Annotated in this window: 21 protein-coding genes; 9 read left to right on the top strand and 12 right to left on the bottom strand. The window is 71.1% G+C overall.

The window, feature by feature from the left end:
* Positions 1-38 precede the first annotated feature (38 nt).
* Positions 39-4,349 carry a GH92 family glycosyl hydrolase gene (locus ACIRSS_RS44860; protein WP_400906947.1) on the top strand — a complete coding sequence of 1,437 codons (4,311 nt, stop codon included), beginning with the start codon at positions 39-41 and terminating at the stop codon, positions 4,347-4,349.
* A 232-nt stretch (positions 4,350-4,581) separates the two neighbouring features.
* On the opposite strand, the gene ACIRSS_RS44855 is transcribed toward ACIRSS_RS44860, so the two are convergent.
* Positions 4,582-5,328: an alpha/beta fold hydrolase gene (locus tag ACIRSS_RS44855; protein ID WP_400906944.1), complete on the bottom strand. Its 747-nt coding sequence runs from the start codon at positions 5,326-5,328 to the stop codon at positions 4,582-4,584.
* Between the two features lie 72 nt (positions 5,329-5,400).
* Between ACIRSS_RS44855 and ACIRSS_RS44850 the strand changes: the two genes are divergently transcribed.
* Positions 5,401-8,523 (top strand): GH92 family glycosyl hydrolase, encoded by a 3,123-nt coding sequence (locus tag ACIRSS_RS44850; protein WP_400906941.1) that lies wholly within the window; start codon positions 5,401-5,403, stop codon positions 8,521-8,523.
* Entirely contained in the window at positions 8,520-10,607 is a 2,088-nt protein-coding gene (locus tag ACIRSS_RS44845) for an FUSC family protein (RefSeq protein ID WP_400906938.1), read from the top strand. The genes ACIRSS_RS44850 and ACIRSS_RS44845 overlap by 4 nt, the downstream gene beginning before the upstream one ends.
* A 48-nt stretch (positions 10,608-10,655) precedes the next feature.
* Here ACIRSS_RS44845 and ACIRSS_RS44840 read toward each other — a convergent pair whose 3' ends face one another.
* From ACIRSS_RS44840 to ACIRSS_RS44825, 4 genes are all read right to left on the bottom strand, one after another.
* Positions 10,656-11,285, bottom strand: a complete 630-nt coding sequence (locus tag ACIRSS_RS44840; RefSeq protein ID WP_400907808.1) for a DUF4360 domain-containing protein — start codon at positions 11,283-11,285, stop codon at positions 10,656-10,658.
* Positions 11,286-11,527: 242 nt separating this feature from the next.
* Positions 11,528-12,382 carry an LLM class F420-dependent oxidoreductase gene (locus ACIRSS_RS44835; protein ID WP_400906935.1) on the bottom strand — a complete coding sequence of 285 codons (855 nt, stop codon included), beginning with the start codon at positions 12,380-12,382 and terminating at the stop codon, positions 11,528-11,530.
* 2 nt (positions 12,383-12,384) lie between these two features.
* Positions 12,385-12,558 carry a hypothetical protein gene (locus ACIRSS_RS44830; RefSeq protein WP_400906933.1) on the bottom strand — a complete coding sequence of 58 codons (174 nt, stop codon included), beginning with the start codon at positions 12,556-12,558 and terminating at the stop codon, positions 12,385-12,387.
* A gap of 94 nt (positions 12,559-12,652) precedes the next feature.
* On the bottom strand, positions 12,653-13,057 hold the full coding sequence (locus ACIRSS_RS44825; RefSeq protein WP_400906930.1) for a nuclear transport factor 2 family protein: 405 nt from the start codon (positions 13,055-13,057) through the stop codon (positions 12,653-12,655).
* 89 nt (positions 13,058-13,146) lie between these two features.
* On the opposite strand from ACIRSS_RS44825, the gene ACIRSS_RS44820 reads away from it, so the two are divergent.
* The 3 genes from ACIRSS_RS44820 (at position 13,147) to ACIRSS_RS44810 (ending at position 15,436) form a co-directional block, all read left to right on the top strand.
* The gene (locus ACIRSS_RS44820; protein WP_400906927.1) at positions 13,147-13,578 is read left to right on the top strand and encodes a MarR family winged helix-turn-helix transcriptional regulator; all 432 of its coding nucleotides are present in this window, start codon (positions 13,147-13,149) and stop codon (positions 13,576-13,578) included.
* Positions 13,579-13,739: 161 nt separating this feature from the next.
* The gene (locus ACIRSS_RS44815) at positions 13,740-14,720 is read left to right on the top strand and encodes a malate dehydrogenase (RefSeq protein ID WP_400906924.1); all 981 of its coding nucleotides are present in this window, start codon (positions 13,740-13,742) and stop codon (positions 14,718-14,720) included.
* 131 nt (positions 14,721-14,851) lie between these two features.
* Positions 14,852-15,436, top strand: a complete 585-nt coding sequence (locus tag ACIRSS_RS44810) for a ClpP family protease (RefSeq protein ID WP_400906922.1) — start codon at positions 14,852-14,854, stop codon at positions 15,434-15,436.
* A gap of 242 nt (positions 15,437-15,678) precedes the next feature.
* Here ACIRSS_RS44810 and ACIRSS_RS44805 read toward each other — a convergent pair whose 3' ends face one another.
* The 5 genes from ACIRSS_RS44805 to ACIRSS_RS44785 form a co-directional block, all read right to left on the bottom strand.
* Entirely contained in the window at positions 15,679-15,822 is a 144-nt protein-coding gene (locus tag ACIRSS_RS44805) for a DUF6294 family protein (protein WP_400907805.1), read from the bottom strand.
* 147 nt (positions 15,823-15,969) lie between these two features.
* Positions 15,970-18,024, bottom strand: coding sequence for a M3 family metallopeptidase (locus tag ACIRSS_RS44800; RefSeq protein ID WP_400906919.1), 2,055 nt, complete (start codon positions 18,022-18,024; stop codon positions 15,970-15,972).
* Between the two features lie 94 nt (positions 18,025-18,118).
* Entirely contained in the window at positions 18,119-18,826 is a 708-nt protein-coding gene (locus tag ACIRSS_RS44795) for a histidine phosphatase family protein (RefSeq protein WP_400906916.1), read from the bottom strand.
* A gap of 24 nt (positions 18,827-18,850) precedes the next feature.
* On the bottom strand, positions 18,851-19,693 hold the full coding sequence (locus ACIRSS_RS44790) for an undecaprenyl-diphosphate phosphatase (protein WP_400906913.1): 843 nt from the start codon (positions 19,691-19,693) through the stop codon (positions 18,851-18,853).
* 1 nt (position 19,694) lies between these two features.
* Positions 19,695-20,732, bottom strand: coding sequence for an LLM class F420-dependent oxidoreductase (locus tag ACIRSS_RS44785; RefSeq protein ID WP_400906910.1), 1,038 nt, complete (start codon positions 20,730-20,732; stop codon positions 19,695-19,697).
* An 87-nt stretch (positions 20,733-20,819) separates the two neighbouring features.
* Here ACIRSS_RS44785 and ACIRSS_RS44780 point away from each other — a divergent pair, with 87 nt between their 5' ends.
* The 3 genes from ACIRSS_RS44780 (at position 20,820) to ACIRSS_RS44770 (ending at position 23,108) form a co-directional block, all read left to right on the top strand.
* Positions 20,820-21,788 (top strand): aldo/keto reductase, encoded by a 969-nt coding sequence (locus ACIRSS_RS44780; RefSeq protein ID WP_400906907.1) that lies wholly within the window; start codon positions 20,820-20,822, stop codon positions 21,786-21,788.
* Between the two features lie 91 nt (positions 21,789-21,879).
* Entirely contained in the window at positions 21,880-22,887 is a 1,008-nt protein-coding gene (locus ACIRSS_RS44775; RefSeq protein ID WP_400906904.1) for a YncE family protein, read from the top strand.
* Positions 22,884-23,108: a DUF5703 family protein gene (locus tag ACIRSS_RS44770; RefSeq protein ID WP_400906902.1), complete on the top strand. Its 225-nt coding sequence runs from the start codon at positions 22,884-22,886 to the stop codon at positions 23,106-23,108. Before ACIRSS_RS44775 ends, ACIRSS_RS44770 begins: the two co-directional genes overlap by 4 nt.
* On the opposite strand, the gene ACIRSS_RS44765 is transcribed toward ACIRSS_RS44770, so the two are convergent.
* Entirely contained in the window at positions 23,105-23,827 is a 723-nt protein-coding gene (locus ACIRSS_RS44765; protein WP_400906900.1) for an SRPBCC domain-containing protein, read from the bottom strand. The two genes, ACIRSS_RS44770 and ACIRSS_RS44765, sit on opposite strands and share 4 nt — an antisense overlap.
* Positions 23,817-24,416, bottom strand: a complete 600-nt coding sequence (locus ACIRSS_RS44760) for an ArsR/SmtB family transcription factor (protein WP_400906898.1) — start codon at positions 24,414-24,416, stop codon at positions 23,817-23,819. Before ACIRSS_RS44760 ends, ACIRSS_RS44765 begins: the two co-directional genes overlap by 11 nt.
* Positions 24,417-24,422 lie beyond the last annotated feature (6 nt).

The raw sequence follows: 24,422 nt of genomic DNA, 5'->3' as shown, positions 1-24,422 counted from the left end.
GTCGGTCCCCAGTTCACCCTCCAGAGCTTGGAGCAACGATGCCCCGAAGCGCCAGACCGCCGGTCGCTTTCCTGGTGACCGCCGCCGTGGTCGCCGCCGGCCTGGTCGCCCTCCCCGCGACGGCGTCCGCCGCCGACGAAGCCCTCCCCGCCGATTTCTCGTCGTCGTTCGAGCCCGGTGACGTCCAGCCGACCTGGACCGACACCGTCGACACCGACGCGGCGGGCAAGCCGCGCGCCTACGGCGTCAACGGCGCGAACGGCACCGCCATCCCCGGTGACATCCGCGGCAAGGTCACCGAGACCAGCGCCAGCAGCGAGAACACCGACGGCGGCGAGGTGGTGGCGAACCTCGTCGACGGCACCACGGACACCAAGTGGCTGTCCTGGGACCCGACGGCGTGGGCGCAGATCAACCTGTCCGAGGCCACCTCGATCACGCACTACGCGATCTCCTCGGCCAACGACTTCGACGAGCGCGACCCCAAGGACTGGACGCTGCAGGGCTCGAACGACGCGAGCACCTGGACCGACCTGGACAAGCAGACCGACCAGGCGTTCACCGCGCGGTTCCAGCAGAAGGACTACAAGCTGGCCGCCCCGAGCGCGGCGTACAAGTACTACCGGCTCGACGTCACGCGCAACAACGGCGGCCCGATCCTGCAGATGTCGGAGCTGCTGCTGGCCAACGACGACCCGGCCCCGCCGCCGCTGCCGAACATGCGCAGCTTCGTCGACTCCGGCCCGACCAGCGGCTACACGAACAAGAACCGCGTCGGCTTCACCGGCATGAAGGCGTTCCGCTACTCGGGCAGCCAGACCGCCACCGGGCACGGCTGGTCCTACAACAAGATCTTCGACGTGAACGTGCCGGTCGTGGCCTCGACCGAGTTGTCGTACAAGGTGCAGCCGCAGTTCATCACCGGCGACCTGAAGTACCCCAGCACCAACGTCGCGATCGACCTCGCCTTCACCGACGGCACCTACCTGCGCAACCTCGGCGCGACCGACCAGTACGGCTTCCCGCTGACCCCGGAGGGCCAGGGCGCCTCGAAGGTGCTCTACGCCAACCAGTGGAACCTGGTGCGCTCGGCGATCGGGCAGGTCGCCAAGGGCAAGACGATCGACCGGATCCTCGTCGGCTACGACAACCCGAACGGCCCGGGTTCGCTGCAGGGCTGGCTCGACGACGTCAAGGTGTCGGCGACCCCGACCCCGCCCGCGAGCACCCGCCCGAGTGACAACGTGGTCACCACCCGGGGCACGATGGCCAACAGCACCTTCTCCCGCGGCAACAACTTCCCGGCCACCGCGGTGCCGCACGGGTTCAACTTCTGGACCCCGGTCACCGACGCCGGGTCGGGCAGCTGGCTCTACAACTACAGCACCCAGAACAACGCGCAGAACCTCCCGCAGCTGCAGGCGTTCAGCGTCAGCCACGAGCCGAGCCCGTGGATGGGTGACCGGCAGGCGTTCCAGGTGATGCCGTCCGCGGCCGCCGGGGTGCCCGACGCCAACCGCGACGCGCGGGCGCTGGCCTTCAAGCACAGCGACGAGGTCGCGCGGGCGCACTACTACGGCGTGCAGTTCCAGAACGGGATCAAGACCGAGATCGCGCCGACCGACCACGCGGCGATGATGAAGTTCTCCTTCCCGGGCGCGGACTCGAGCCTGATCTTCGACAGCGTCAACAACTCCGCCGGGCTCACCCTCGACCCGGCCAGCGGCACGCTCTCGGGCTACACCGAGACCGGCGTGTACGCCGGCGCGGGCCGGATGTTCGTCTACGCGACGTTCGACAAGCCGGTCACCGCGGGCGGCAAGCTCACCGGGCAGGGCCGCGACAACGTCACCGGCTACCTGCGCTTCAACGCCGGTTCGGACAAGACGGTGAACATGCGGATCGCGACGTCGCTGATCAGCGTCGAGCAGGCCAAGAAGAACCTGGCGATGGAGATCGCCCCGGCCGCGACCTTCGACACCGTGCGCGACGCGGCGCAGAAGGCGTGGGACGACCAGCTGAAGGTCATCGAGGTCGAGGGCGCGTCGAAGGACCAGCTCACGACGCTCTACTCGAACCTCTACCGGCTGTTCCTCTACCCGAACTCGCAGTTCGAGAACACCGGCACCGCCGACAAGCCCGCGTACAAGTACGCGAGCCCCGTGTCGCCGAAGACCGGGACGGACACCGCGACCCAGACCGGGTCGAAGGTGGTCGACGGCCAGATGTACGTCAACAACGGCTTCTGGGACACCTACCGCACGACGTGGCCGGCGTACTCGCTGCTCACGCCGGACATGGCCGGGAAGATGGTCGACGGGTTCGTGCAGCAGTACCGCGACGGCGGCTGGATCGCGCGCTGGTCCTCCCCCGGCTACGCGGACCTGATGACCGGCACCAGCTCCGACGTCGCGTTCGCCGACGCCTACCTCAAGGGCGTGAAGAACTTCGACGTCAAGTCGGCCTACGACGCGGCGCTGAAGAACGCCACGGTGACGCCGCCGAACTCGGCGGTCGGCCGCAAGGGTCTGGACCAGGGCATCTTCCTCGGCTACACGCCCAACACCGCCAGCGAGGGCTTCTCGTGGGCGATCGAGGGCTACGTCAACGACTTCGGCATCGCGAACCTGTCTAAGAAGCTGGCCGACGAAGCCGCGCCGAACGACCCGCGCAAGGCGGAGTACCAGGAGAACTACGAGTACTTCACCAGCCGCGCCCAGCAGTACGTGAACCTGTTCGACCCGAGCGTCGGGTTCTTCCAGGGCAAGGACGCGAACGGCAAGTTCACCAAGACCAAGGACCAGTACGACCCGCGCTCGTGGGGCGGGGACTACACCGAGACCGACGGCTGGGGCATGGCGTTCACCGTGCCGCAGGACGGCAAGGGCCTGGCCAACCTCTACGGCGGCCAGGCGGGCCTGGCGAACAAGCTGGACCAGTTCTTCGCCGACCAGGAGACCGCCAACTACCCGGGTTCCTACGGGGGCGTGATCCACGAGATGCGGGAGGCGCGGGACGTGCGGATGGGCCAGTACGGCCACTCCAACCAGCCGGCGCACCACCTGCTCTACATGTACGACTACGCGGGTCAGCCGTCGAAGACCCAGGCGAAGGTCCGTGAAGCGCTGTCGCGGCTCTACAACGGCGCCGAGATCGGCCAGGGCTACCCGGGCGACGAGGACAACGGCGAGATGTCCGCGTGGTACATCTTCAGCTCGCTGGGCTTCTACCCGCTGCAGATGGGCAGCCCGAACTACGCGATCGGGTCGCCGCTGTTCAAGAAGGCCACCATCCACCTGGCCGGTGGCAAGGACCTGGTGATCAACGCGCCGAAGAACAGCGCGAAGAACGTCTACGTCCAGGGCGTGAAGGTCAACGGCAAGGCGTACTCCTCGACGTCGCTGCCGCAGGACGTCATCGCCCGCGGCGGGGTCATCGACTTCGACATGGGCCCGAACCCCTCGAACTGGGGCACCGGCCCGAACGATGCGCCGAAGTCGATCACCACGGGTGACGCGGTCCCGACGCCGCTGCACGACGAGACCGGGCCGGGCAAGGGCACGCTGTCCACTTCGGACGGTTCCAACGCCGCGGCGCTGATCGACAACACCTCGCGCACCCAGGTCGCCGTCACCGGCGCCCTGCAGTACCAGCTGAACTCGACCGACGAGGCCGTCACGCACTACACGCTGACGTCCCAGACCGGTGCGGGCGACCCGAAGAGCTGGACGCTGAAGGGCTCCTACGACGGCAAGACCTGGGCGGTGGCCGACCAGCAGACCAACCAGGCGTTCAGCTGGCGGCAGCAGACCCGCGCGTTCAAGGTCGCCAACCCGGCGCACTACGCCTACTACAAGCTCGAAGTGACCGCGACCAGCACCGGCGCCCCGGCGCAGCTGGCCGAGTTCGAGCTGCTGGGCAAGCCGGACGCCTCCTGCACTCGCACGATCACGGGGGCTTCCTCGGGCCCGCTGACCGTGTCGAGCGGCACGGTGTGCCTGCAGGACGCGACGGTGTCGGGTCCGGTCAACGTCGCGCCCGGCGCGTCGCTGATCGTGCGTGGCGGTGAGATCAAGGGCCCGCTCGCCGCCACGGGCGCCGCCCAGGTCGTGCTCAACCGCACGAAGGTGGACGGTCCGGTGGCGATCACCGGGACGTCCGGCCAAGTGTCGATCGAGCTGACCCAGGTGGGCGGCCCGGTCGCGCTGACGGCCAACCACGGTCCGGTGCTGACGTCGAGCACGATCGGCGGCCCGCTGGCGTGCGCGGCCAACTCGCCGGTACCGACGGACTACGACCTGCCGAACACCGTCCGCGGCCCGGCCGCCGGGCAGTGCGCGAAGATCTAGTCCGGTAGTTCGATGGATGCCCTCCCCGCCGGTTCGGTGGGGAGGGCATCTTCGCGTCATGGGGTTCTTCTGCTGCCATCGCGACCGGCCGGGTTCGGCTGCGTTGCGCCAGGAGGAGCGCTGGTCCCACCTGGACCGGTTCCCGGGGACGTACGCGGGGAGCGAGGTCCACCGCCGGAGAGCTGGAGTGGCGAGTCGTCCGGCTTGAGCCATCAGCCGCCGCCCGGTCAGCTCAAAAGCGCCGCAACCGCGCCAGCGTTGTGCACAGTGCCGGGGCGAAGGCGTCCACGTCGGACTCGAACCCCCGATGGCCGCCCGGGAAACGCGCGTACCGGCACGCCAAATGCTCCGCCTGGATGCGGGCCGACCGTTCCAAGCACGTGTCGCGGCTGGCCTCGCCCGCCGCCGTCGTCACCGGGATTCCGGTGCGGCGGACCGCGTCGAGGTCCGGGGTGTGCAGGACCACCGCCGGGAACTCGCGCGCCAGGAACGACGCCGCCGATGACCGGTCCGGGAAGTCGCCCGCGGACAGCCCCGCCAACGCCAGTGCCGCGTCCAGGCCGCCCCGCTCGTGGGCCGCACGGACCTCGCGCGCCAGCGCCAGCCACTTCGGCGCGTCCGGGAGCAGGGTGATCGCCGGGGCCTCGTGGACCACCAGCTCCGTCACCACGTCCGGGAGCTGCGCCGCCAGCTCGAACGCCACCGAACCGCCGCCACCCTGGCCGAACACCGCCGCCCGCGGGGCCACCGCGCGGATCACCGCCGCCGCGTCGCGGGCCTGCTGGCCCAGGTCGAAGTCGGCGTCCGGGCCGCGGCGGTCGTAGGTGAGCACCGCGTACGTGCCGGCGAGCCGCCGCGCGAGGCCGGCGTACCCGGCGCCGGAGCCGCCGCGGCCGGGGATCAGCAGCAGGACCGGCCCGGTGCCCCGCAGCTCGCAGCGCAGCTCGGCACCCTCGTTCCGGACGGTGTGCGTGCTCACTGTGACCTCCCCCCACCGGGACCGCCCCCGCGTCGAGCACACGCTACGCCGTTCGGCCGATACGGTGGGCGCATGCCCGACGCCGTGTTCTTCTCGTCTTTCGAAACCGGTGATCCGCAGCCGGCGGACCCCACGCTGACGGTCGACAGCGGACCGGACCGCTCCCCCACGGCCAAGACCGGCGTCGGCTTCACCGGGGCCCGCGCCCTGCGCTACACCGCGCGTCCCCGCAGCGTCCTGTTCGAACTCGACGCGCCCGTCACCGAACGGACCGAGCTGTCCTATGTGGTCTTCCCCCGGGCCGACGGCGAGATCCCCGCTTACCACGCCACCCGGGTCGCCCTCGACGTCGAATTCGCCGACGGCACCACCGCCGGGTTCGACCCGGTGGACGACAAGACGCTCTGGGTGGACCAGTGGAACCCCGTCCGCCGCCCGCTCGGGGCGTTCGCCGGGCGCCGGATCAGCCGGATCGTGCTGCGCACCGACGCGCCCGGGGAGATCACCGGCTGGCTCGACGACGTCCGCGTCGCCGAACGCCCCGACCCGCCGCGCGACCCCGTCGACTGCGTCCGCACCACCCGCGGCACGCACTCCAGCGGCGACTTCTCCCGCGGCAACAACTTCCCGGCCACGGCGGTGCCGCACGGGTTCAACTTCTGGACCCCGGTCACCGACGCCGGCGTCACCAACTGGATCTACTCCTACCACCGCCACAACGACGAGGAGAACCGCCCGGCGCTGCAGGCGTTCGCGCTGTCCCACCAGCCGAGCCCGTGGATGGGCGACCGGCACACCTTCCACGTCATACCGGGCACCGGCCCGGTGGAACGCGACCGCCGCAAGCGCGCGCTGGCCTTCTCCCACGACGACGAAACCGACTCGCCGCACCACTACGGCGTCCGGTTCGCCAACGGCATGACCGCCGACCTCGCGCCGACGTCGCACGCGGCGATCCTGCGGTTCACCTTCCCGGACAAGCACGGCTGGCTCCTGTTCGACAACGTCCGCAACCGCGGCCGTCTGCGCCTGAACGCCGACACCGGCGTGATCACCGGCTACACCCGCGTCCGCAGCCGCCTGTCCGCCGGCGCGCGCCGGATGTTCGTCTACGGCGTCACCGATGCCCCGGCGACGCGCGGCGCGAAGGTCCGCGTCCCACCGTGGCGGCGGGTGTCGGGCTACTTCGAGTTCGACGGTCCCGACGCGACGCTGCGGATCGCGACGTCGCTGATCAGCCTGGCCCAGGCCAAGCGCAACCTCGAGCTGGAGATCCCGGCCGGGACGACGTTCGAGCAGGTCCGCGACCAGGCCCGCGAGCTGTGGCGGCAGCAGCTCGGCCGGGTCGAGGTCGAAGGCGCCACCGAGGACCAGCGCACCACGCTGTACTCCAACCTCTACCGGCTGTTCCTCTACCCGAACGTCGCCCACGAGAACACCCCGAAGGGCATCCGGCACGCCAGCCCGGGGGGGCGGCGCGGGGGGCCGAGCACCCGGCGCCGCACCGGCGCGAAGGTCGTCGACGGCGAGCTGTACGTCAACAACGGCTTCTGGGACACCTACCGCACCACCTGGCCCGCGTACGCCCTGCTCACCCCCGAGTACTGCGGCCGGATGGTCGACGGGTTCGTCCAGCAGTACCGCGAAGGCGGCTGGATCTCCCGCTGGTCCTCACCGGGCTACGCGGACCTGATGACCGGCACCAGCTCGGACGTCGCGTTCGCCGACGCCTACCTCAAGGGCGTCCGGAACTTCGACGTCGAGGCCGCCTACGACGCCGCCCTGAAGAACGCCACCGTCACCCCGCCGCACCGCTCGGTCGGGCGCAAGGGCCTCGACCAGTCGATCTTCCTCGGCTACACCCCGGTGTCCGTCCACGAAGGACTGTCCTGGGCGCTCGAGGGCTGCATCAACGACTTCGGCCTCGCGAACCTGTCCGAGGCGCTTTCGCGGGAAAGCGACGGCCCGCGGGCCCGGAGGTACGCGGACTACGCCGCCTACTTCCGCGAGCGCGCGAAGCACTACGTCCACCACTTCGACCCGAAGATCGGCTTCTTCCAGGGCCGCCACCGCGACGGCCGGCGCAAGTTCGGTCCCGAAGGGTACGACCCGGCCGCGTGGGGCGGCGACTTCGTCGAGACCAACGCCTGGAACACCGCCTTCACCCCACCCCACGACGGCCCCGGCCTCGCCGCGCTGCACGGCGGCAACGCGGGCCTCGAAGCGAAGCTCGACGAGTTCTTCGCGACCCCGGAGACCGGGCAGCGCCCCGGCGCGTACGGCGGCCTGATCCACGAGATGACCGAGGCCCGCGACGTCCGCATGGGCCAGTACGGCCACTCCAACCAGCCCTCGCACCACATCCCCTACGTCTACAACCTCGCCGGCGCGCCCGCGAAGGCCCAGCGCGTCGTGCGCGAAGTGCTGCGACGGCTCTACCTGGGCAGCGAGCTCGGCCAGGGCTACCCCGGCGACGAGGACAACGGCGAGATGTCGGCGTGGTGGGTGTTCAGCGCCCTCGGGTTCTACCCGCTGGCCGTCGGCAGCCCGCGCTACGCGATCGGGTCGCCGCTGTTCGAGAAGGCGACCGTGCACCTGGGCGAGGGGCGGAAGCTCGTCGTCCGCGCGCCCGGCAACACCGACGAGACCGTCTACGTCCGCGGGCTGACCGTCGACGGCGAACCGCACGACACGACGACCATCGCCCACGCCACCCTCGCCGGCGGCGCCGAGCTGGTCTTCGACCTCGCCACCGAACCGGCCGGCTGGGGTGCCCCGCCGCCGCCGGCCGCCCACCCGGACCCGGTCTCCGACCTCACCGGCACCGCCACCAGCGAGGACGCCAAGAACCTCGGCGCGCTCTTCGACGACACCACCCGCACCCAGGTCACCTTCGGCAGCGCCACGCCGTCGATCGAGTTCACCGTCACCGGCGAACCCCGCGAGGTCACGCTGTACACGCTCACCTCCGGCACCCGCCGCGGCGACCCCAGCGCGTGGGTCCTCGAAGGCTCCGACGACGGCGAGCACTGGACCACCCTGGACGAACGCGCGGACGAGCTGTTCCGCTGGCGCCGCCAGACCCGTCCGTTCGCGCTCGCCGCCCCGGCGGCCCACCCGCGCTACCGGCTGCGGATCACCGCCACCCGCGGCCGCCGCACCACCCTCGCCCAGTGGGAGCTGCTCGCCCGATGAACCACTTCCGCACCGCCGCGCTCGACCGGCTGGCCGCGGCCGACCCCGGCCTGGTCCGGCTGCGGCTGGCCGGCTCCGCCGTGCTCGGCATCGTCCTCGCCGTGGCCGCGCTGCTGCCCACGCACGTCCCGCTCACCGTGATGCTGGTCGGCGCCATCGCCGCCATGATGACGGCGTTCACCGTCAACGACCCCACCCCCGGCGGCCAGGCCGTCACCCTCGTGCTGGCGTTCCTCACCGGGGCCGCGTCCATCACCGTCGCCAGCCTCGGCTCCGCGCTACCGCCGATGGACAGCATCGTGTTCGTCCTGCTGATCTTCGTCGCGGTCTACGCCCAGCGCTTCGGCGCCCGCGGCACCGCGCTCGGGTCGATCGGGTTCTTCCTGTTCTTCTTCCCGATGTTCCTGCAGGCACACCTCGCACAGGTGCCGCAGCTGGTGATGGCGCTCGGGGTCGGCGTCCTCGCCAACGCCGTGGTCCGGTTCGTCCTGCTGCGCCACAAGCCCGAGGCGGAGTTCCTGCGCGTGCGCCGCGCCTTCCGCGCGCGGCTCGCCGCCGTCGTGCGGGCCGCCGAGGCCCACCTCGCCGTCAACGGCAGCGAGCGCACCCGCAAACAGCTCCGCCACGCACTGGCCCGGCTCCACGAGTGCGTCCTGCTCATCGAAGACGCCTCCCCCGACGTCGTCGACGCCCGCGCCGCCGACCGGCTGCGCCGCCGCGCCATCGAAGTCGAGCTCGCCGTCCAGTGGCTGGCCATCACCGTCCAGCGCACCTGCTCCGACGAGCTCGCCGCGGACGTCCGCGACGACCTCATCGCCCGCCTCGCCCGCTTCCGCGCCCTGATGGAACGCGACCCGCGCGAGCTCCCGCTGATCAGCCAGACCGGCGAGTACAGCCGGATGCTCGTCGAAGGCAGCCGCATCGACGAGCACGCCGCACCCGGCGACGGCGTCCGCAAGGCCCTCGCCGAGCTCGCCCTGGCCGACGACCGCGCCCAGCGCGCCGCCGCGCCCGAGTCCACAGTGGACCCCCTCGACGACGAAGACGACGACGAGCCGACGCCCGCGTTCGCCTACGACAACCGCACCCGCAGCGCCATCCAGGCCGTCGTCGGCGGCGGGCTCGCCGTGCTCGGCGGCACCCTCGTCTCCCACCAGCGCTGGTACTGGGCCGTGCTCACCGTCTTCGTCGTGTTCATCGGCGCCTCCAGCGCCGGCGCCACCTTCGTCAAGGGCGTCCGCCGCCTCGGCGGCACCCTCATCGGCATCGTCGGCGGCGTCCTGCTCGCGCTCCTGGTCGGCGGCAACACCCCGGCGACGCTCTCGCTGATCCTGGTCTGCGTGTTCGGGATGGTCTACACCGCCCGCGTCTCCCAGGTCGTGATGGCCTTCTTCATCACCAGCATGCTCGGCCTGCTCTACAGCCTGCTCGGCACCTTCAGCCTCGCCGTGCTCTGGATCCGCGTCGCCGAAACCGCCGTCGGCGCCGCCGCGGGCATCCTCGCCGCCGTCGTCATCGTCCCGGTCCGCACCCGCTCGGTCATGCTCGACGACATCGGCGCCGTCCTGGACGAACTGGAAGAGTTCCTCGAGCACGCGCGCGACCTGCTCGCCGGCGAGGAGAACGTCAACATCATCGAACTCTCCCGCGACCTCGACCGCGCCGTCGAACAGGTCCGCACCACCGTCGAACCGCTCACCCACCCGGTCAACCTCCGCAGCGCCCGCCGCGACTACGGCTGGCACGTCCTCACCACGCTCGAAACCATCGCCTTCCGCGCCCGCCACGTCGCCGCCCGCGCCCAGCCCGGCATGCTCGCCGGCCCCGACACCGACCGCCTCCGCCAGTTCACCGGCCGGCTCCTGGCCAACATCGACGTCCTCCGCAAAGCACTCGACGCACCGGGTGGCCCCACACCCGGCACGCTCGTGCGCGACGACGGCACCCCCGTGTCCGACCGCGTCGACCAAGCCGAAACCCGCGCCGTCCTCTCCAGCCTCAGCCACCTCGACGAAGCACTCGTCTCCCTGGGCGGCGTCTTCGACCTCCAGGCCACCGACCCCCGCGCCCCCGCGAAGAAGTGACCACCGGGGCGGCGCGCGCCCGCGCCGCCCCGGTTCACCGCGTCCCGGTCACGGGCACTGCAGCCACGCGAAGTGGTACACCGTGGTGATGCTGCCGTCGGTCGAGTCCATCGTGACGTAGCTCGTCGTCTTCTTCGGATCCGACGTCCCGGCCGCGGTCCGCAATTCCGTGTTGATGTTCAGATTGCGTTCCTCACCACACGGCTTGAACACGATCGCACCGACCTCCGTCGAATCGGTGAAATACCAGTCGTCCTCGAACGGCCCCGTCAGCGGATGCTGGACGTACGCGGTCGGAGAATTGCCCTGGAAATAGTAGTTCGCTCTTTCCAGGCCGGTCGCGCCGCGTTCCAGGTGCGCGAATCCGCGGTAGTCGGCCTGCGCGATTCCGTAGGTGAACCCCTGCGGAACGTGCACGCGCAGGCCGATCTGGCAGTTCTTCCGCGCGTCCAGCGGCCCGGCGCCGACCCCGACCAGCGCGGTGTAAGCGCTGTAGGTCACGGTGAACGCCGTGTTGTCCTGCGAAACCGCCACCGCGGACGTGTTCGGCGGACAGCCCGTGCCGATGGCGTTCACGACGTCGATGACGATTTTGTCGGGCGGCGGCGGAGTGTTCCACGAATGCGTGGTGACCACAGAGGACAGCGCCAAAACGGCAGCAACGACCGCAGAAAGCATCGGAATCCTTCCCAATACATTCCCAATGGGGACGGGGGCGCCGACCATGGTAGCGAATGGATCATGGTCCGAAACCCCGCTGAACGGAGCAACACGCAGTAGCCGTCCCGCCACGCGGTATACCGATAATTTCGAGCCGCCATTTCACGGGCCACGAACAAAGGGGACCGGAAAACGATTTCGCACCGCCGGACCGCCGTCCGCCGTCCGCGATCACCCCGCGACGTCCGGGCTTGATCGTTTCACTCCGCCAGGAAGCCGGCGACCCGGCCCAGCGTCGCCACGTCCGCCGCCCGCCACGGCCCGGCCGTGATCACCACCGCGTGCTCGATCCCCCACTCCGCGAACTCCGCGCACCGCCGCGCGAACGACTCAGCGGACTCCCCGGGCGACAGCCGCGTGCTGATCGTCTTCTCGACCTCCCCGTACGGCCGCCCGGCCTCTTCGCAGTGTCGCGCCAGGACGGCCAGCTTGTGCCGAACGGTCTTACCCCCGTCCGGGACGTCGAACACGTTGCACGCGTCGGCGTACCGCGCCACGAGCCGCAGGGTCCGGCGCTCACCCGCCCCGCCGATCAGCACGCGCGGGCGGCGCACCGGCCGCGGGTTCCCGATCGGACGGTCGAGCCGGTAGTGCGCGCCCTCGAACGCCGAGGAGTCGCCGTCCCACATCCGCAGCGCCAGCCGGACGGTCTCCTCCATCCGCTCGAAGCGCTCGCCCACCGGCGGGAACGGCAGGCCCATCGCCCGCGCCTCGCCGTCGTGGTGCCCGGCGCCGATGCCGAACCGGGCCCGCCCGCCGGACAGGACGTCGAGCGTCGTGACCGCCTTGATCAGCAGCGCCGGCGGCCGGAACGTCACCGCCGAGACCATCGTCCCCAGCCCGATCCGGCCGGTGCGGGCGGCCAGGAACCCCAGTGTCGTGTAGGCCTCCAGCATCGCCGAGTCCGGCGTGCTGTTCGGGTCGGCCTGCAGCAGGTGGTCGGGCACCCACAGCGTGTCGAGCCCGGCGTCCTCGGCGGCCACCGCGATGCCCGCCAGCGCGTCGGTCAGCTTGTCCGGCCAGGAGAAGTCCGTGACCCCGATGCTCAGCCGCACGGCTACCCCCTCGTCAGCAGTTCCAGGTTGTGGCCGTCCGGGCCGCCGGCCCGCTCGATCCGCGCCAACGCGGCGTCGAAGTCGTCCTCGCCTACCAGGAACGCGTAGTGCTGGCTCGTCACGCGGTCCACCCGCAGGTAGTCCAGCGTGACGCCGTTCGCGAGCCGGACCGGCACGAGCGGCCCGGTGCGCGGCCCAGGATCCCGGCGAGGAACTCCGCCGACTTCTCCCGGTCGGTGGCACACACGATCGTGTGGTTCAGTGCGACGCTCATCGCCCGTCCCCTCCCGGCGCGAACGGCCGCGGACCGCCGATCGGGCTGAGGTGGATGCCGGCCAGGCGCCACCGGTCGTCGTCGCGGATCAGGACGTGGGTGGCGCGGAACTTGCCGTTCGCCGGGTTGCCCTGGTGGGTCGCGAGCTGCTCGTGGACGCCGATCGCGATGGCCGTGCCGCCGAAGTCGCGGACCTCGACGTCGGTCCAGTCCAGCTTGTCGGTGACCAGCCCGCCGCCGGCGTAGCGCCCCAGCCACTGGTCGCGGTCCAGGACGAAACCGAGCGGGCCGACCAGGCGGAAACCGTCGGTGACCAGGCCGGCCAGGACCTCGGTGTCCCCGCGCTCCTCCGCGGCCGCCCAAACCCGGCCGAACTCGTGGATCTCTTCGTCGACGCTCATCGCGTCCCCCTTCCGGTTCGATGCGGCCAACGTTAGATATCTAATGATTAGATGTCAAACGCTTAGACCTCTGCGGTAAGGTCCACCCCGTGCCAGCACCCGCCACCGCCCCCATCGGCGTCGTCCTCGCCCGCACCGCCAAAACCGCGGGCCGCGCGTTCGACCAGGCCCTCGCCGCCGCCGGCGGCTCCCAGCCCGTCTGGCAGATCCTGATCTCCCTCAAAACCAGACCCGTCGCCAACCAGCGCGAACTCGCCGACGCCGTCGGCGTCCAGGGCGCGACCCTCACCCACCACCTCAACGGCATGGAAACCGCCGGTCTGGTCACCCGCCGTCGCGACCCCGAGAACCGCCGCGTCCACCTGGTCACCCTCACCCCCGAGGGCGAACAGCTCTTCCTCCGCCTCGCCTCGGCCGCCATCGCCCACGACGAACGCATGCGAAAAGGCCTGTCCGACGCCGAGATCGCCCAGCTCGCCGACCTCCTCCACCGCCTCGCCGCCAACGTCTCCGATACCTGATCGATCTGCGCCAACCGGGGCTTCGCCCCGGGCCGGGGGCTTCGCCACCCGGACCCCCGGAAGCGACCACGCGAGAGTGACTGGACGCACCCGACCGGCGACCACGAGGAGGGATAGGCTCCAAGGCACTAGCCAAAGTCGTCTCAAGCTGGAGTACCGCAATGACCCAAGCCCCTGTCAACGTGACCGTCACCGGCGCCGCCGGCCAGATCGGCTACGCGCTGCTCTTCCGCATCGCGTCCGGTCAGCTCCTCGGCCAGGACGTCCCGGTGAAGCTGCGGCTCCTCGAGATCCCGCAGGCGGTCAAGGCGGCCGAGGGCACCGCCATGGAGCTCGACGACGGCGCGTTTCCCCTCCTGGCCGGCATCGACATCTTCGACGACCCCAAGCAGGCCTTCGAAGGCACCAACATCGCCCTCCTCGTCGGCGCCCGCCCCCGCAGCAAGGGCATGGAGCGCGGCGACCTCCTCGAGGCCAACGGCGGCATCTTCAAGCCCCAGGGCGAAGCCATCAACGCCGGCGCCGCCGACGACATCAAGGTCCTCGTCGTCGGCAACCCCGCCAACACCAACGCCCTCATCGCCCGCTCGCACGCCCCCGACGTGCCCGCCGACCGCTTCACCGCGATGACCCGCCTCGACCACAACCGCGCCCTCGCCCAGCTCTCCAAGAAGCTCGGCGTCCCCGTCACCGAGCTCAAGAAGCTCGCCATCTGGGGCAACCACTCCGCCACCCAGTACCCCTCGGTCCAGCACGCCGAGGTCGGCGGCAAGGCCGTCGAGGTCGACCAGGCCTGGCTCGAGAGCGACTTCATCCCGACCGTCGCCAAGCGCGGCGCCGCCATCATCGAAGCCCGCGGCCTCTCCTCCGCCGCCTCGGCCGCCTCCGCCGCCATCGACCACGTCTACACCTGGGTCAACGGCACCCCGGACGGCGACTGGACCTCCGCCGGCGTCGTCTCCGACGGCTCCTACGGCGTCGCCGAGGGCATCATCTCGTCCTTCCCCGTCACCGCCAAGAACGGCAAGTACGAGATCGTCCAGGGCCTCGAGATCGACGACTTCTCCCGCGCCCGCATCGACGCCTCCGTCGCCGAGCTCATCGAAGAACGCGACACCGTGCAGAAGCTCGGCCTCATCTGAGCCTCCGCAGTCACCAAGGGCCGCCGTCCGGTGTGGACGGCGGCCCTTTCGCGTGATCGCCGGCAGCGAACTCCGCACGCTCACAGCGAAACCGCCACCTCCGGCCCGCCCCGCGGCCCTACCGTCACCCCATGACCCTTCTCGCCGCACCCGACATGCAGCAGGCCCCGAGCACCCCACCCGAAGACTCGGTCTACCAGCAGCTCCTGCGCGACCGCATCGTCTTCCTCGGCTCCGAGGTCAACGACGACGTCGCCAACCGCCTCATCGCCCAGCTCCTCCTGCTCGCCGCCGACGACCCGGCGAAGGACATCACCTTCTACATCAACTCCCCCGGCGGCTCCGTCACCGCCGGCATGGCCATCTACGACACCATGCAGCTCGTCAAACCCGACGTCGCCACCTACGGCCTCGGTTTCGTCGCCTCCATGGGCCAGTTCCTGCTCTCCTCCGGCACCCCCGGAAAGCGCTACCTGCTGCCCAACACCCGCATCGTCATGCACCAGCCCTCCGCCGGCATCGGCGGCGCCGCCACCGACATCGCCATCCAGGCCGAGGTCTTCGGCAAGATGAAGCGCCGCATCGCCGAAATCACCGCCCGCCAGACCGGCCAGAGCGTCGAACGCATCACGGCCGACGCCGACCGCGACCGCTGGTTCGACGCTGAAGAAGCCCTTTCGTACGGCTTCGTCGACCACATCATTTCGGGCGCCTGACACGCCTCGGGCGGGGGATGCCAGCGCCGTGTGCGTCCCCCGCCAGCCGCCACCGCCACGGTCGACCGCATGACGATCACCTTGAAACCCCACAGCACCGTCGCTCCACGGAAACCGGACCGGAACACTGGTCCGAAGACGGCGTGCACCCCACCCCGGCCGGTCACTGCGCCCTCGCGAAAGCCTGGCTGCAGCTGGTCTCCTAGCCGAGCGGGCATTCTCCGAACTCGCGAGCGCGACGATCAGCAGTGACTCGTCAGCCTCATGCTGTGGATCCGGTCGAACCACGCCGGGTCGAACGACCCCGCGTCGAACCACCACGTCCACTGGTTCTTCACCGTGCCCCGCACGAACTTCGGGTCACCCCGTGCGTGATGCGGCCCCAGCTGAACCAGCAGGAACCCGCGCCCGTGCAGGTCGAGCCGCCTCCGCCCGTCTTGGCTGTGTTTTCGGGCGGGGATAACGACTGCGGGGCTCGGGTTTTTGAAAACCGAGCCCCGCAGTATAGGTCGTTATACACTAAGAGGAGGAGATCAGACTCCGGTGAGGCCGCGGCGGGCCAGGAGCGGTTCGATCTCGGGGTCGCGGCCGCGGAAAGCCCGGAAGGCGTCCATCGGGTCGATGCTGCCGCCCCGGCCCAACAACGTGCGGCGGAAGTGGTCGCCGTTGTCGCGGGTCAGTCCCCCGCTCTCCCGGAACCACTGAACCGTGTCGGCGTCGAGGACTTCGCTCCAGATGTACGAGTAGTACCCGGCGCTGTAGCCGCCGCTGAACACGTGGGCGAAGTACGTCGTGCGGTAGCGCGGCGGGATGGCCTCGACCGCGACGCCCGCCTTGACGAGCGCGTCCGTCTCGAACCGCTGCACCTCCTCCACGCGGTCGTCGACGCCGAGGCGGTGCCAGGCCTGGTCGAGCAGCGACGCCGCCAGGTATTCGGTGGTGGCGAAGCCTTCGCCGTACTGCTGGGCGGCGAGGAGCTTGTCGACCTGCTCCTGCGGCAGGGCCTCCCCCGTCTCGTGGTGCTTGGCGTAGTTGGCCAGCACCTCGGGCCACAGCATCCACATCTCGTTGACCTGGGACGGGTATTCGACGAAGTCGCGCGGCACGTTGGTGCCGGAGAACGTCGGGTAGCGGACCGCCGAGACGAGGGCGTGCAGCGCGTGGCCGAACTCGTGGAACGCGGTGACGACCTCGTCGAAGGTGAGCAGGGTCGGCTCCCCCGCCGGCGGCTTGCCGACGTTGAGGACGTTGACCACCACCGTCTTGCGGTCCAGCAGCCCGGACTGGTCGACGAACGTGTTCATCCACGCGCCGCCGCGCTTGGCGTCCCGGGCGTAGAGGTCGAGCAGGTACAGCCCGAGCGGCGTGCCGTCGGCGTCGAACACCTCGAAGGTCCGGACCTCCGGGTGGTACTTCGGCAGGTCCGTGCGCTCGGTGAAGGTGAGGCCGTACAGCTTGGTGGCGGCGAAGAAGACGCCGTCGAGGTACACGCGGTCGGCTTCGAAGTACGGCCGCAGCGCCTCGGTGTCGACGTCGAAGCGCTCGCGGCGGACCTGGGCGGCGTAGTACGGCCAGTCCGACGGACGCAGCGTCGCCCCGGGGACGTCGGCTTCCAGCAGCCGCTGCAGTTCCGCGGCTTCGGTGCGGGCGTTCGCGACGGCGGCGGGCGCCAGCCGCTCCAGCAGGCCGGCCGCGGCCTCGGCGGTCTTCGCCGTTTCGTCGGCGATGACGTACGCCGCGTGGTTCGGGTAGCCGAGCAGCGCGGCCCGCTCCGCCCGCAGGTGCGCGATCTCGGCGACGAGGGCGTTGTTGTCGAAGTCGTTGCCGCGGTTGCCCCGCGCCATCGACGCGGCGTGGATCCGTGCGCGGACGTCGCGGTCGGTCAACGTCTCCAGCGGCGACGCCTGGCTCGTCGGCAGCGTCAGCGGGATGACGTACTTGCCGTCCTCACCGCGGGCGGAGGCGGCTTCGGCCGCGGTGGCGATCGCGCCGTCGCCGAAGCCGGCCAGCTCGGCGCGGTCGTCGATGACGACGGCCAGCTCGTTGGTGTCCTTCAGCAGGTTCTGCTGGAACTTCGTCTGCAGCGTGGACAGCTGCGCGTTCAGCTCGCGCAGGCGGGCCTGCTCGGCCTCGCCCAGCCCGGCGCCCGCACGGCTGAAGTCGAGGTGCCGGCGCTCGAGCAGCCGCCGCGACTCGGAGTCCAGGCCGAGCTCGTCCCGCTTCGCGTGCAGCGCGTCGATGCGGGCGAACAGCTTCGGGTTCAGGTGGATCGCGTCGTGGTGGGCGGCCAGCTTCGGCGCGAACTCCGCCTGGATCGCCTGGATTTCGTCGGTGCTGTTGGAGCCGGAAAGGTTGTAGAACACGCTCGCGACCCGGCTCAGCAGCTCACCCGCGCGCTCGAGCGCGACGATGGTGTTCTCGAAGGTCGGCTCGGCGTCCTGCGCCGCGATCTGGTCGATCTCCGCCGCGTGCTCGGCCAGCCCGGCTTCGAACGCGGGCCGGTAGTGCTCGTCGGCGATCCGGTCGAACGGCGGCAGGGCGTAGGGCAGCTCACTGGGTGCGGCGAACGGGTTGTCCGGCGAAATCATCGGGGCAGGCTCCTGGTGGGGGTACAACACTCGGTCCCGCCACCCTACGTGGTCCACCTGTGCCGATGTCAGCGCTTTCCGGAGGTGGCCAGGCTCACCGGCCGGTGGTACCGCCCACGACCGCGTCACTGCCCGAAACGGCCTTCTTGCCCCGCTTCGGCTTGGGCTCCGGCGGCACGATCCCGCGCAGGTCGCCGCCGTGGTCGTTGACCCGCATGACGAACGGCCGCGTTTCGGTGTAGCGCACGACCGAGATGGACGCGGGGTCCACGACGATCCGCTGGAACGCGTCCAGGTGCTGGCCGAGGGCGTCGGCGAGGATGGACTTGATCACGTCGCCGTGGCTGCACAGGAGCCAGACCGCGTGGTCGCCGTGCTCGGCGGAGATCCGCCGGTCGTGCGCGCGGACCGCGGCCACCGACCGCGCCTGCATCGCCGCGAGCCCCTCGCCGCCGGGGAAGACCGCGGCCGACGCGTGCGCCTGCACGACCCGCCAGAGCGGCTCCTTCGCCAGGTGCTTGAGCTCCTTGCCGGTCCAGTCACCGTAGTCCACTTCGGACAGCCCGGGCTCGACGACCTTGTCCAGACCGCGCGCGGAGGCGAGCGGGCCGACGGTCTGCTTGCACCGCAGCATGGGCGAGACGACGAGCCCCGAAAGGGGCACGCCGTCGAGCCGTTCGACGAGCTTCTCCGCCTGGGCGCGGCCGGTGTCGTCGAGGCTGACCTTCGGGGACCGCCCGGCGAGGATGCCGGAGCCGTTGGCCGTCGACTTGCCGTGCCGGAGCAGAATGACCGTACTCACGGCCCCCACCCTACGTGGACGCGATCAGTGGCCGACCGGGCCCGCGTTCGGATCGAGCACACCGGTGAAGATCAGCACGAACAGCAGCACGCCGAGGACCAGCCGGTAGACCACGAACGGCACGAAGCTGCGCGTCTTGATGTAGGACATCAGCCACGCGATCACCACGTACCCGACCCCGAACGCGACCAGCGTCGCCAGGATCGTCGGGCCCCACTGGGCCGGCACGCCGCCCGAGCCGATGTCCTTGAGCTTGTACACACCCGAGCCGAACACCGCGGGTAGCGCCAGCAGGAACGAGTACTCCGCCGCCTCGGCGCGGGTGTAGCCCAGCAGCAGGCCCGCGCTGGTCGTGCCGCCCGAGCGGGAGACGCCCGGGATCAGCGCCAGTGCCTGGGCGAAGCCGAAGCCGAGCCCGTGCGGGACCGTCAGGTGGTCCAGCGTCCGCTCCTGCTTCCCGGTCCGGTCGGCGTAGAGCAGGATCAGGCCGAACACGATGAGCACGCTGGCGGTGATCCGCAGGTCGCGGAACGCGCTGTCGATCTGGTCCTGCAGCAGCAGGCCGAGCACCACGATCGGCAGCGAGCCGACGATGATCAGCCAGCCCAGCCGGGCGTCCGGGTCCTGGCGCCACTCCCGCTTGTACAGTGAGAAGAACCAGGCCTGCAGGATCTTCCCGATCTTCTTGCCGAAGTAGATGATCACCGCCAGCTCGGTGCCGATCTGGGTGACGGCGGTGAACGCCGCGCCCGGGTCGTCCCAGCCGACGAGCGCCGCGACGATCCGCAGGTGCGCGCTCGAGGAGATCGGGAGGAACTCGGTCAGGCCCTGGACCAGGCCCAGGACGAGTGCTTCGAACCAGCCCACGTCAGGCCACCCCCGCCAGCTCGAGCGCCTCGACGGCGGTGGTCAGCGCACCGGCCGGGTCGGGGGTGAACGGCGACACCGACAGGGTCGTCACGCCGGCCTCGGCGAATTCGGTCATCTTCTCCGCGATCCGTTCCTTCGGGCCCAGCAGCGACGTCGCGTCGAGGAACTCCAGCGGCACCGCCGCCATCGCCCCGGCGCGGTCGCCGGCCAGGTACTTCTCCTGCACGTCGGCGGCTTCGGCTTCGAAGCCCATCCGGCCGGCCAGCCGGTTGTAGAAGTTCTTCTCCCGGCTGCCCATGCCGCCGAGGTAGAGCGCCGCGTAGCCGCGGACGGCGTCCGCGCACGCCTTCCAGTCGTCACCCGGGACGAGCGGCACGGTCGGGACGACGTCGAAGCCGTCGAGGGTCCGGCCGGCCCGCTCGGCGCCGGTCCGCAGCTGCGCCAGCTGCTCCCCCGCGTGGGCGGGCGAGAAGAACACCGGCAGCCAGCCATCGGCGATCTCGCCGGTCAGCTCCAGGTTCTTCGGGCCGATCGCGGCCAGGTAGAGCGGGATGTGCTTGCGCGCGGGCCGGACGGTCAGCCGCAGCGCCTTGCCGGGGCCGTCCGGCAGCGGCAGCGTGAAGTGCTCCCCCTCGAACTTCAGCCGTTCGCGCCGCAGCGCCGACCGCACGATCGAGGCGTACTCGCGGGTGCGGCCCAGCGGCGAGGTGAACCGCACACCGTGCCAGCCCTCGGACACCTGCGGGCCGGACACGCCCAGGCCGAGCCGGAACCGGCCGCCCGAGAGCGTGTCGAGGGTCGCGGCGGTCATGGCGGTCATCGCCGGGGTCCGGGCCGGGATCTGCAGCACGGCGGCGCCGACGTCGATCCGCGACGTCTGCGCCGCGATCCAGGTCAGCACGGTCACGGCGTCCGAGCCGTACGCCTCCGCCGCCCACACGACGGCGTAGCCCAGGTCGTCCGCTTGTTTCGCCAGGGCCAGGTTCGCGGGGTCGTTCCCCGCTCCCCAGTAGCCGAGATTCAGTCCGAGTCGCACGGGGCCAGACCCTAACGGGGGCCCTTGGGGGCGACACGACTCACCTTGGTCAGGTCCGGACGGGGGAGCCCACTAGGCTCGGCGGTCGTGGAAAAGCGACTGCTCGGCCGCTCGGGACTGCGCGTCTCGCGGATGGCGCTCGGCACCATGACCTGGGGTGGCGACACCGACGCGGAAGAGGCCGCCAGCCAGCTGGTCGCCTTCGTGGACGCCGGCGGCACCCTGGTGGACACGGCCGACATCTACGGCGAGGGCGAGAGCGAGCGGGTGCTCGGCTCCCTGCTCGGCGACCTCGTGCCCCGCGACGACGTCGTCCTCGCGACCAAGGCGGTCGCCCGGCGCACCGACGGTCCCTTCGGCGGCGGCGCCTCCCGCGGCGCCCTGCTCACCGCGCTCGACGGCTCGCTCAAGCGCCTCGGCACCGACCACGTCGACCTGTGGCAGCTGCACGCCTGGGACACCTGCGTACCGATCGCCGAGACCCTCGCCGCCCTCGAGTACGCCGTGACCAGCGGAAAGGCTCGGTACGTCGGCGTCTCGAACTACGCCGGCTGGCAGCTGGCGACGGCCGCCGCCGGCGCCGCCGCGGTCGCTCCCATCGTCTCCACCCAGGTCGAGTACTCCCTGCTCGAACGCGGGGTCGACCGCGAGGTCGTCCCGGCCGCCGAGCACCACGGCGTCGGGCTGCTGCCCTGGGCGCCCCTGGGCCGCGGGGTGCTGACCGGCAAGTACCGCACCGGCACGCCCGCCGACTCGCGCGGCGCGAACAGCGCGTACGCCGGGTACGTCGAGCACCACCGCACCGACCGCGCCGCCCGGATCGTGCAGGCGGTCGCCACCGCCGCCGACGGGCTCGGCACGTCTCCGCTGGCCGTGGCGCTCGCCTGGGTCCGCGACCGGCCGGGCGTCGTCGCCCCGGTCGTGGGCGCCCGGGACACCGGTCAGCTCACCGGCTCGCTGGCGGCGGAGGACATCACCCTGCCGCCGGCGATCCGCTCGGCGCTCGACGACGTCAGCGCCATCGAGGTCGGCTACCCGGAGCGCTGGCCGCATTAGGTGTCTGTTGGGTGACATGCGCGTGACGGCAAGACGATCGTGGAGGATGCTGGTGTTGACCGCCCGTCGAGGGACACCTGGAGGCAGCAACGTGCGTCGGTTCGCCGCCGTGTCGTGGATCGCGATCCCGCTCGCCGGTGTCCTGGTGCTCTCGGGTTGCTCGTCGGCCAAGTCCGACAGCGACGAGCTGCAGATCGTCGCGAACCCCGTCGCGGCGAAGCCGGCGGTCTCCCCCGCCGTGACCGTGCGGCCCGCCGGTCAGGTGCTCCCCACCGGATCGGTGTCGGCCCTGGCCGTCGCCCAGGGGACCCTCGTCGTGGCTCTCGCTCAACCGCCGTCTTTGCAGCTCTACGACTTGAACGCGCTCGCGTCGCCCCCGGTGAATATGCCGTTATACGGCAAGGCGGAGAAGCTGACCGTGGCGCCCGGGCGGGTCGAGATCGCCGAGCCGGCGCAGGGTGTGGTGCAGCAGCTGTCGTTGCCGGCCCGGAAGCTCACGGAGACGAAGACGGGCGGGCAGCCCGCGTCGAGCATCGCCTACGGCGCCGACCGGCTGGTGGCGATGGGGCCGGCGAAGGACATCCAGGTGCTGCCGGCGACGGGTCCGGCGCGGACGATCGGCGGGCAGCTCTACAGCGCCGACGACGTCGTGGACACCGGCAAGGGCGTCGTGGTGCTGGACCGGCTGCGGACCGCGGTGTTCTCGGTCGACGTCGCCGCCGGCAAGGTCAACGAAGGCCTGCGCGCGGGCGACGGCGCCGCGAACGCGGTGGCGGACTCCTTCGGGCGCGTGCTGGTGACGGACGCGCGCGCGGGCGCGCTGATCGCGTTCTCAGCTTCGCCGCTGATCATGCGGCAGCGCTACCCGGTGCCCGGGGGCGCGTACGGGATCGCCTACGACTCGCAGCGGAGCCTGGCCTGGGTGACGCTCACCGAACGCAACGAGGTGGTGGGGTTCGACGTCCGCGGCGGCGAGCCCGTCGAGAAGTACCGGTTCCCCACCGTGCGCCAGCCGGACTCGGTCGGGGTGGACGAGAAGAGCGGCCGGGTGCTCGTCGGCTCAGCCGCCGGAGAAGGGACCCAGGTGATCCAGCCATGACAGCGGTCAGCGAGGCGGTGGTCGAAGGGGATTGGGAGTATCGCCGTCTGCACCTCCCCCCGGGCGTGTCCCGGCGTGCGGCGGCGATCCAGCTCTCCATCCACGCGGAGTTCGCGGGCTGGGAACTGCGGAACGTCCGGCTGTACGCCGACGGCACGCGCCGGGTCTGGCTGCGGCGCAAGAAGACGAACGAAAGCCTCCCGGGCGCGCTGCCGACCTAACCGAACACGCGGTTCAGCCAGTCGGTCCAGGACTTCTCTTCCGCTTCGGCGTCCGACCCCGGGGCGAAGAGGTGGTGGGACGCGACCATCGGGCCGTGGAAGCCCTTCATGAACCGAAGCATCGCGTCCGCCGTGCGGATCCCCACCGTCTGGTCGTTGGCCGCGTAGACGACTCCGCCGAGGGAGACCCGGTCGCCGATCGCGGGCCGCGAAGACAGCCCCAGTGCGCTGCCCAGCCGAGCCCAGGCGGCGGGCCAGTCCCCCACCGGCGGACCGAACGCGGTCACCGGCACCGCCGTGCGGCCGGCGAAGTGCGTCACGTACTCGACCAGCGTGCGGAAGAACAGCGCGTTGCCCGCGGTCATCGCCTCGAACTCGTCCTCCCAGTCGTCGCCGGGTAAGAAGCCGCTGGTGACGCAGCGGATCACCGCACTGCCGCCCTCGCGGCCCTCGATGAGGAACTCGTAGGCGATCTTCCTCCCGTCCGGCGCGGGATCGCTGCCGTAGACGAGCTTTTCGAGCGGGTCCCACTCCCGGATCCGGTACTCCGGCTGGTACCCGCCGAAGGCACCGCGGACCACGCCGCCGGTGCCGCCCTCGACCTCGTTGCGGCCCATGAACCACGAGTCGACGCCCGGCCCCGTCGCGATGGCCTCCCACACCTGCTCCGGCGTCGCGTCGACCTCGGCGACGTCGGTCGCCTCGAACTCATGCCCCACTGGCGGTCTCCTCCGGGACGCTCGGGTGGACGGCGACGACCACCCGGTGCGGGCGGCCCTTCTCGGCCGTTTCGTCGTGGTACTTGCCGACCAGGGTGGTGACGGCGGTAGCGAGCTCCTCGGCGAACGCGGCCCGGTCGGCCGCGGAGGCGAACCGGATCTCGCCGTCGAGCGCGAACGTCGCGACGCGCCGCTCGGCCTTCGCCGCGCCGGTGATCAGCACGCCGACGTCCCGCACCAGCCGGCCGGCGACGGCGAGCAGCCAGCGGGCCGAGAGCCGGTCCGGCGACTGCGCCGGGTCGGGCTGGACGGCGGCGAGCGCGGCCGGCGAGATGACGTACGACGACGCCGTCGCCCGCATCATCCGTTCGGTGACGTTGCCCTTCCGCCGCTCCTCGACCAGCTCCACCAGCCCGTGCGCTTCCAGGGCCCGCAGGTGGTAGTTGACCTTCTGGCGCGGCAGGTCGACGCGCGCGGCCAGCATGGTCGCCGACGCCGGCTCGGCCAGTTCGGCCAGCAGCCGGGCGCGGATCGGGTCCAGCGAGACCTCGGCCGCGGCCGGGTCTTCGATCACCGCCACGGAGAACATGCGCCC

Source organism: Amycolatopsis sp. NPDC101161 (assembly GCF_044768185.1).
GTDB lineage: Bacteria > Actinomycetota > Actinomycetes > Mycobacteriales > Pseudonocardiaceae > Amycolatopsis.
The sequence above is the reverse complement of the archived record's forward strand: the minus strand, read 5'-3'. Positions and strand labels throughout refer to the sequence as shown.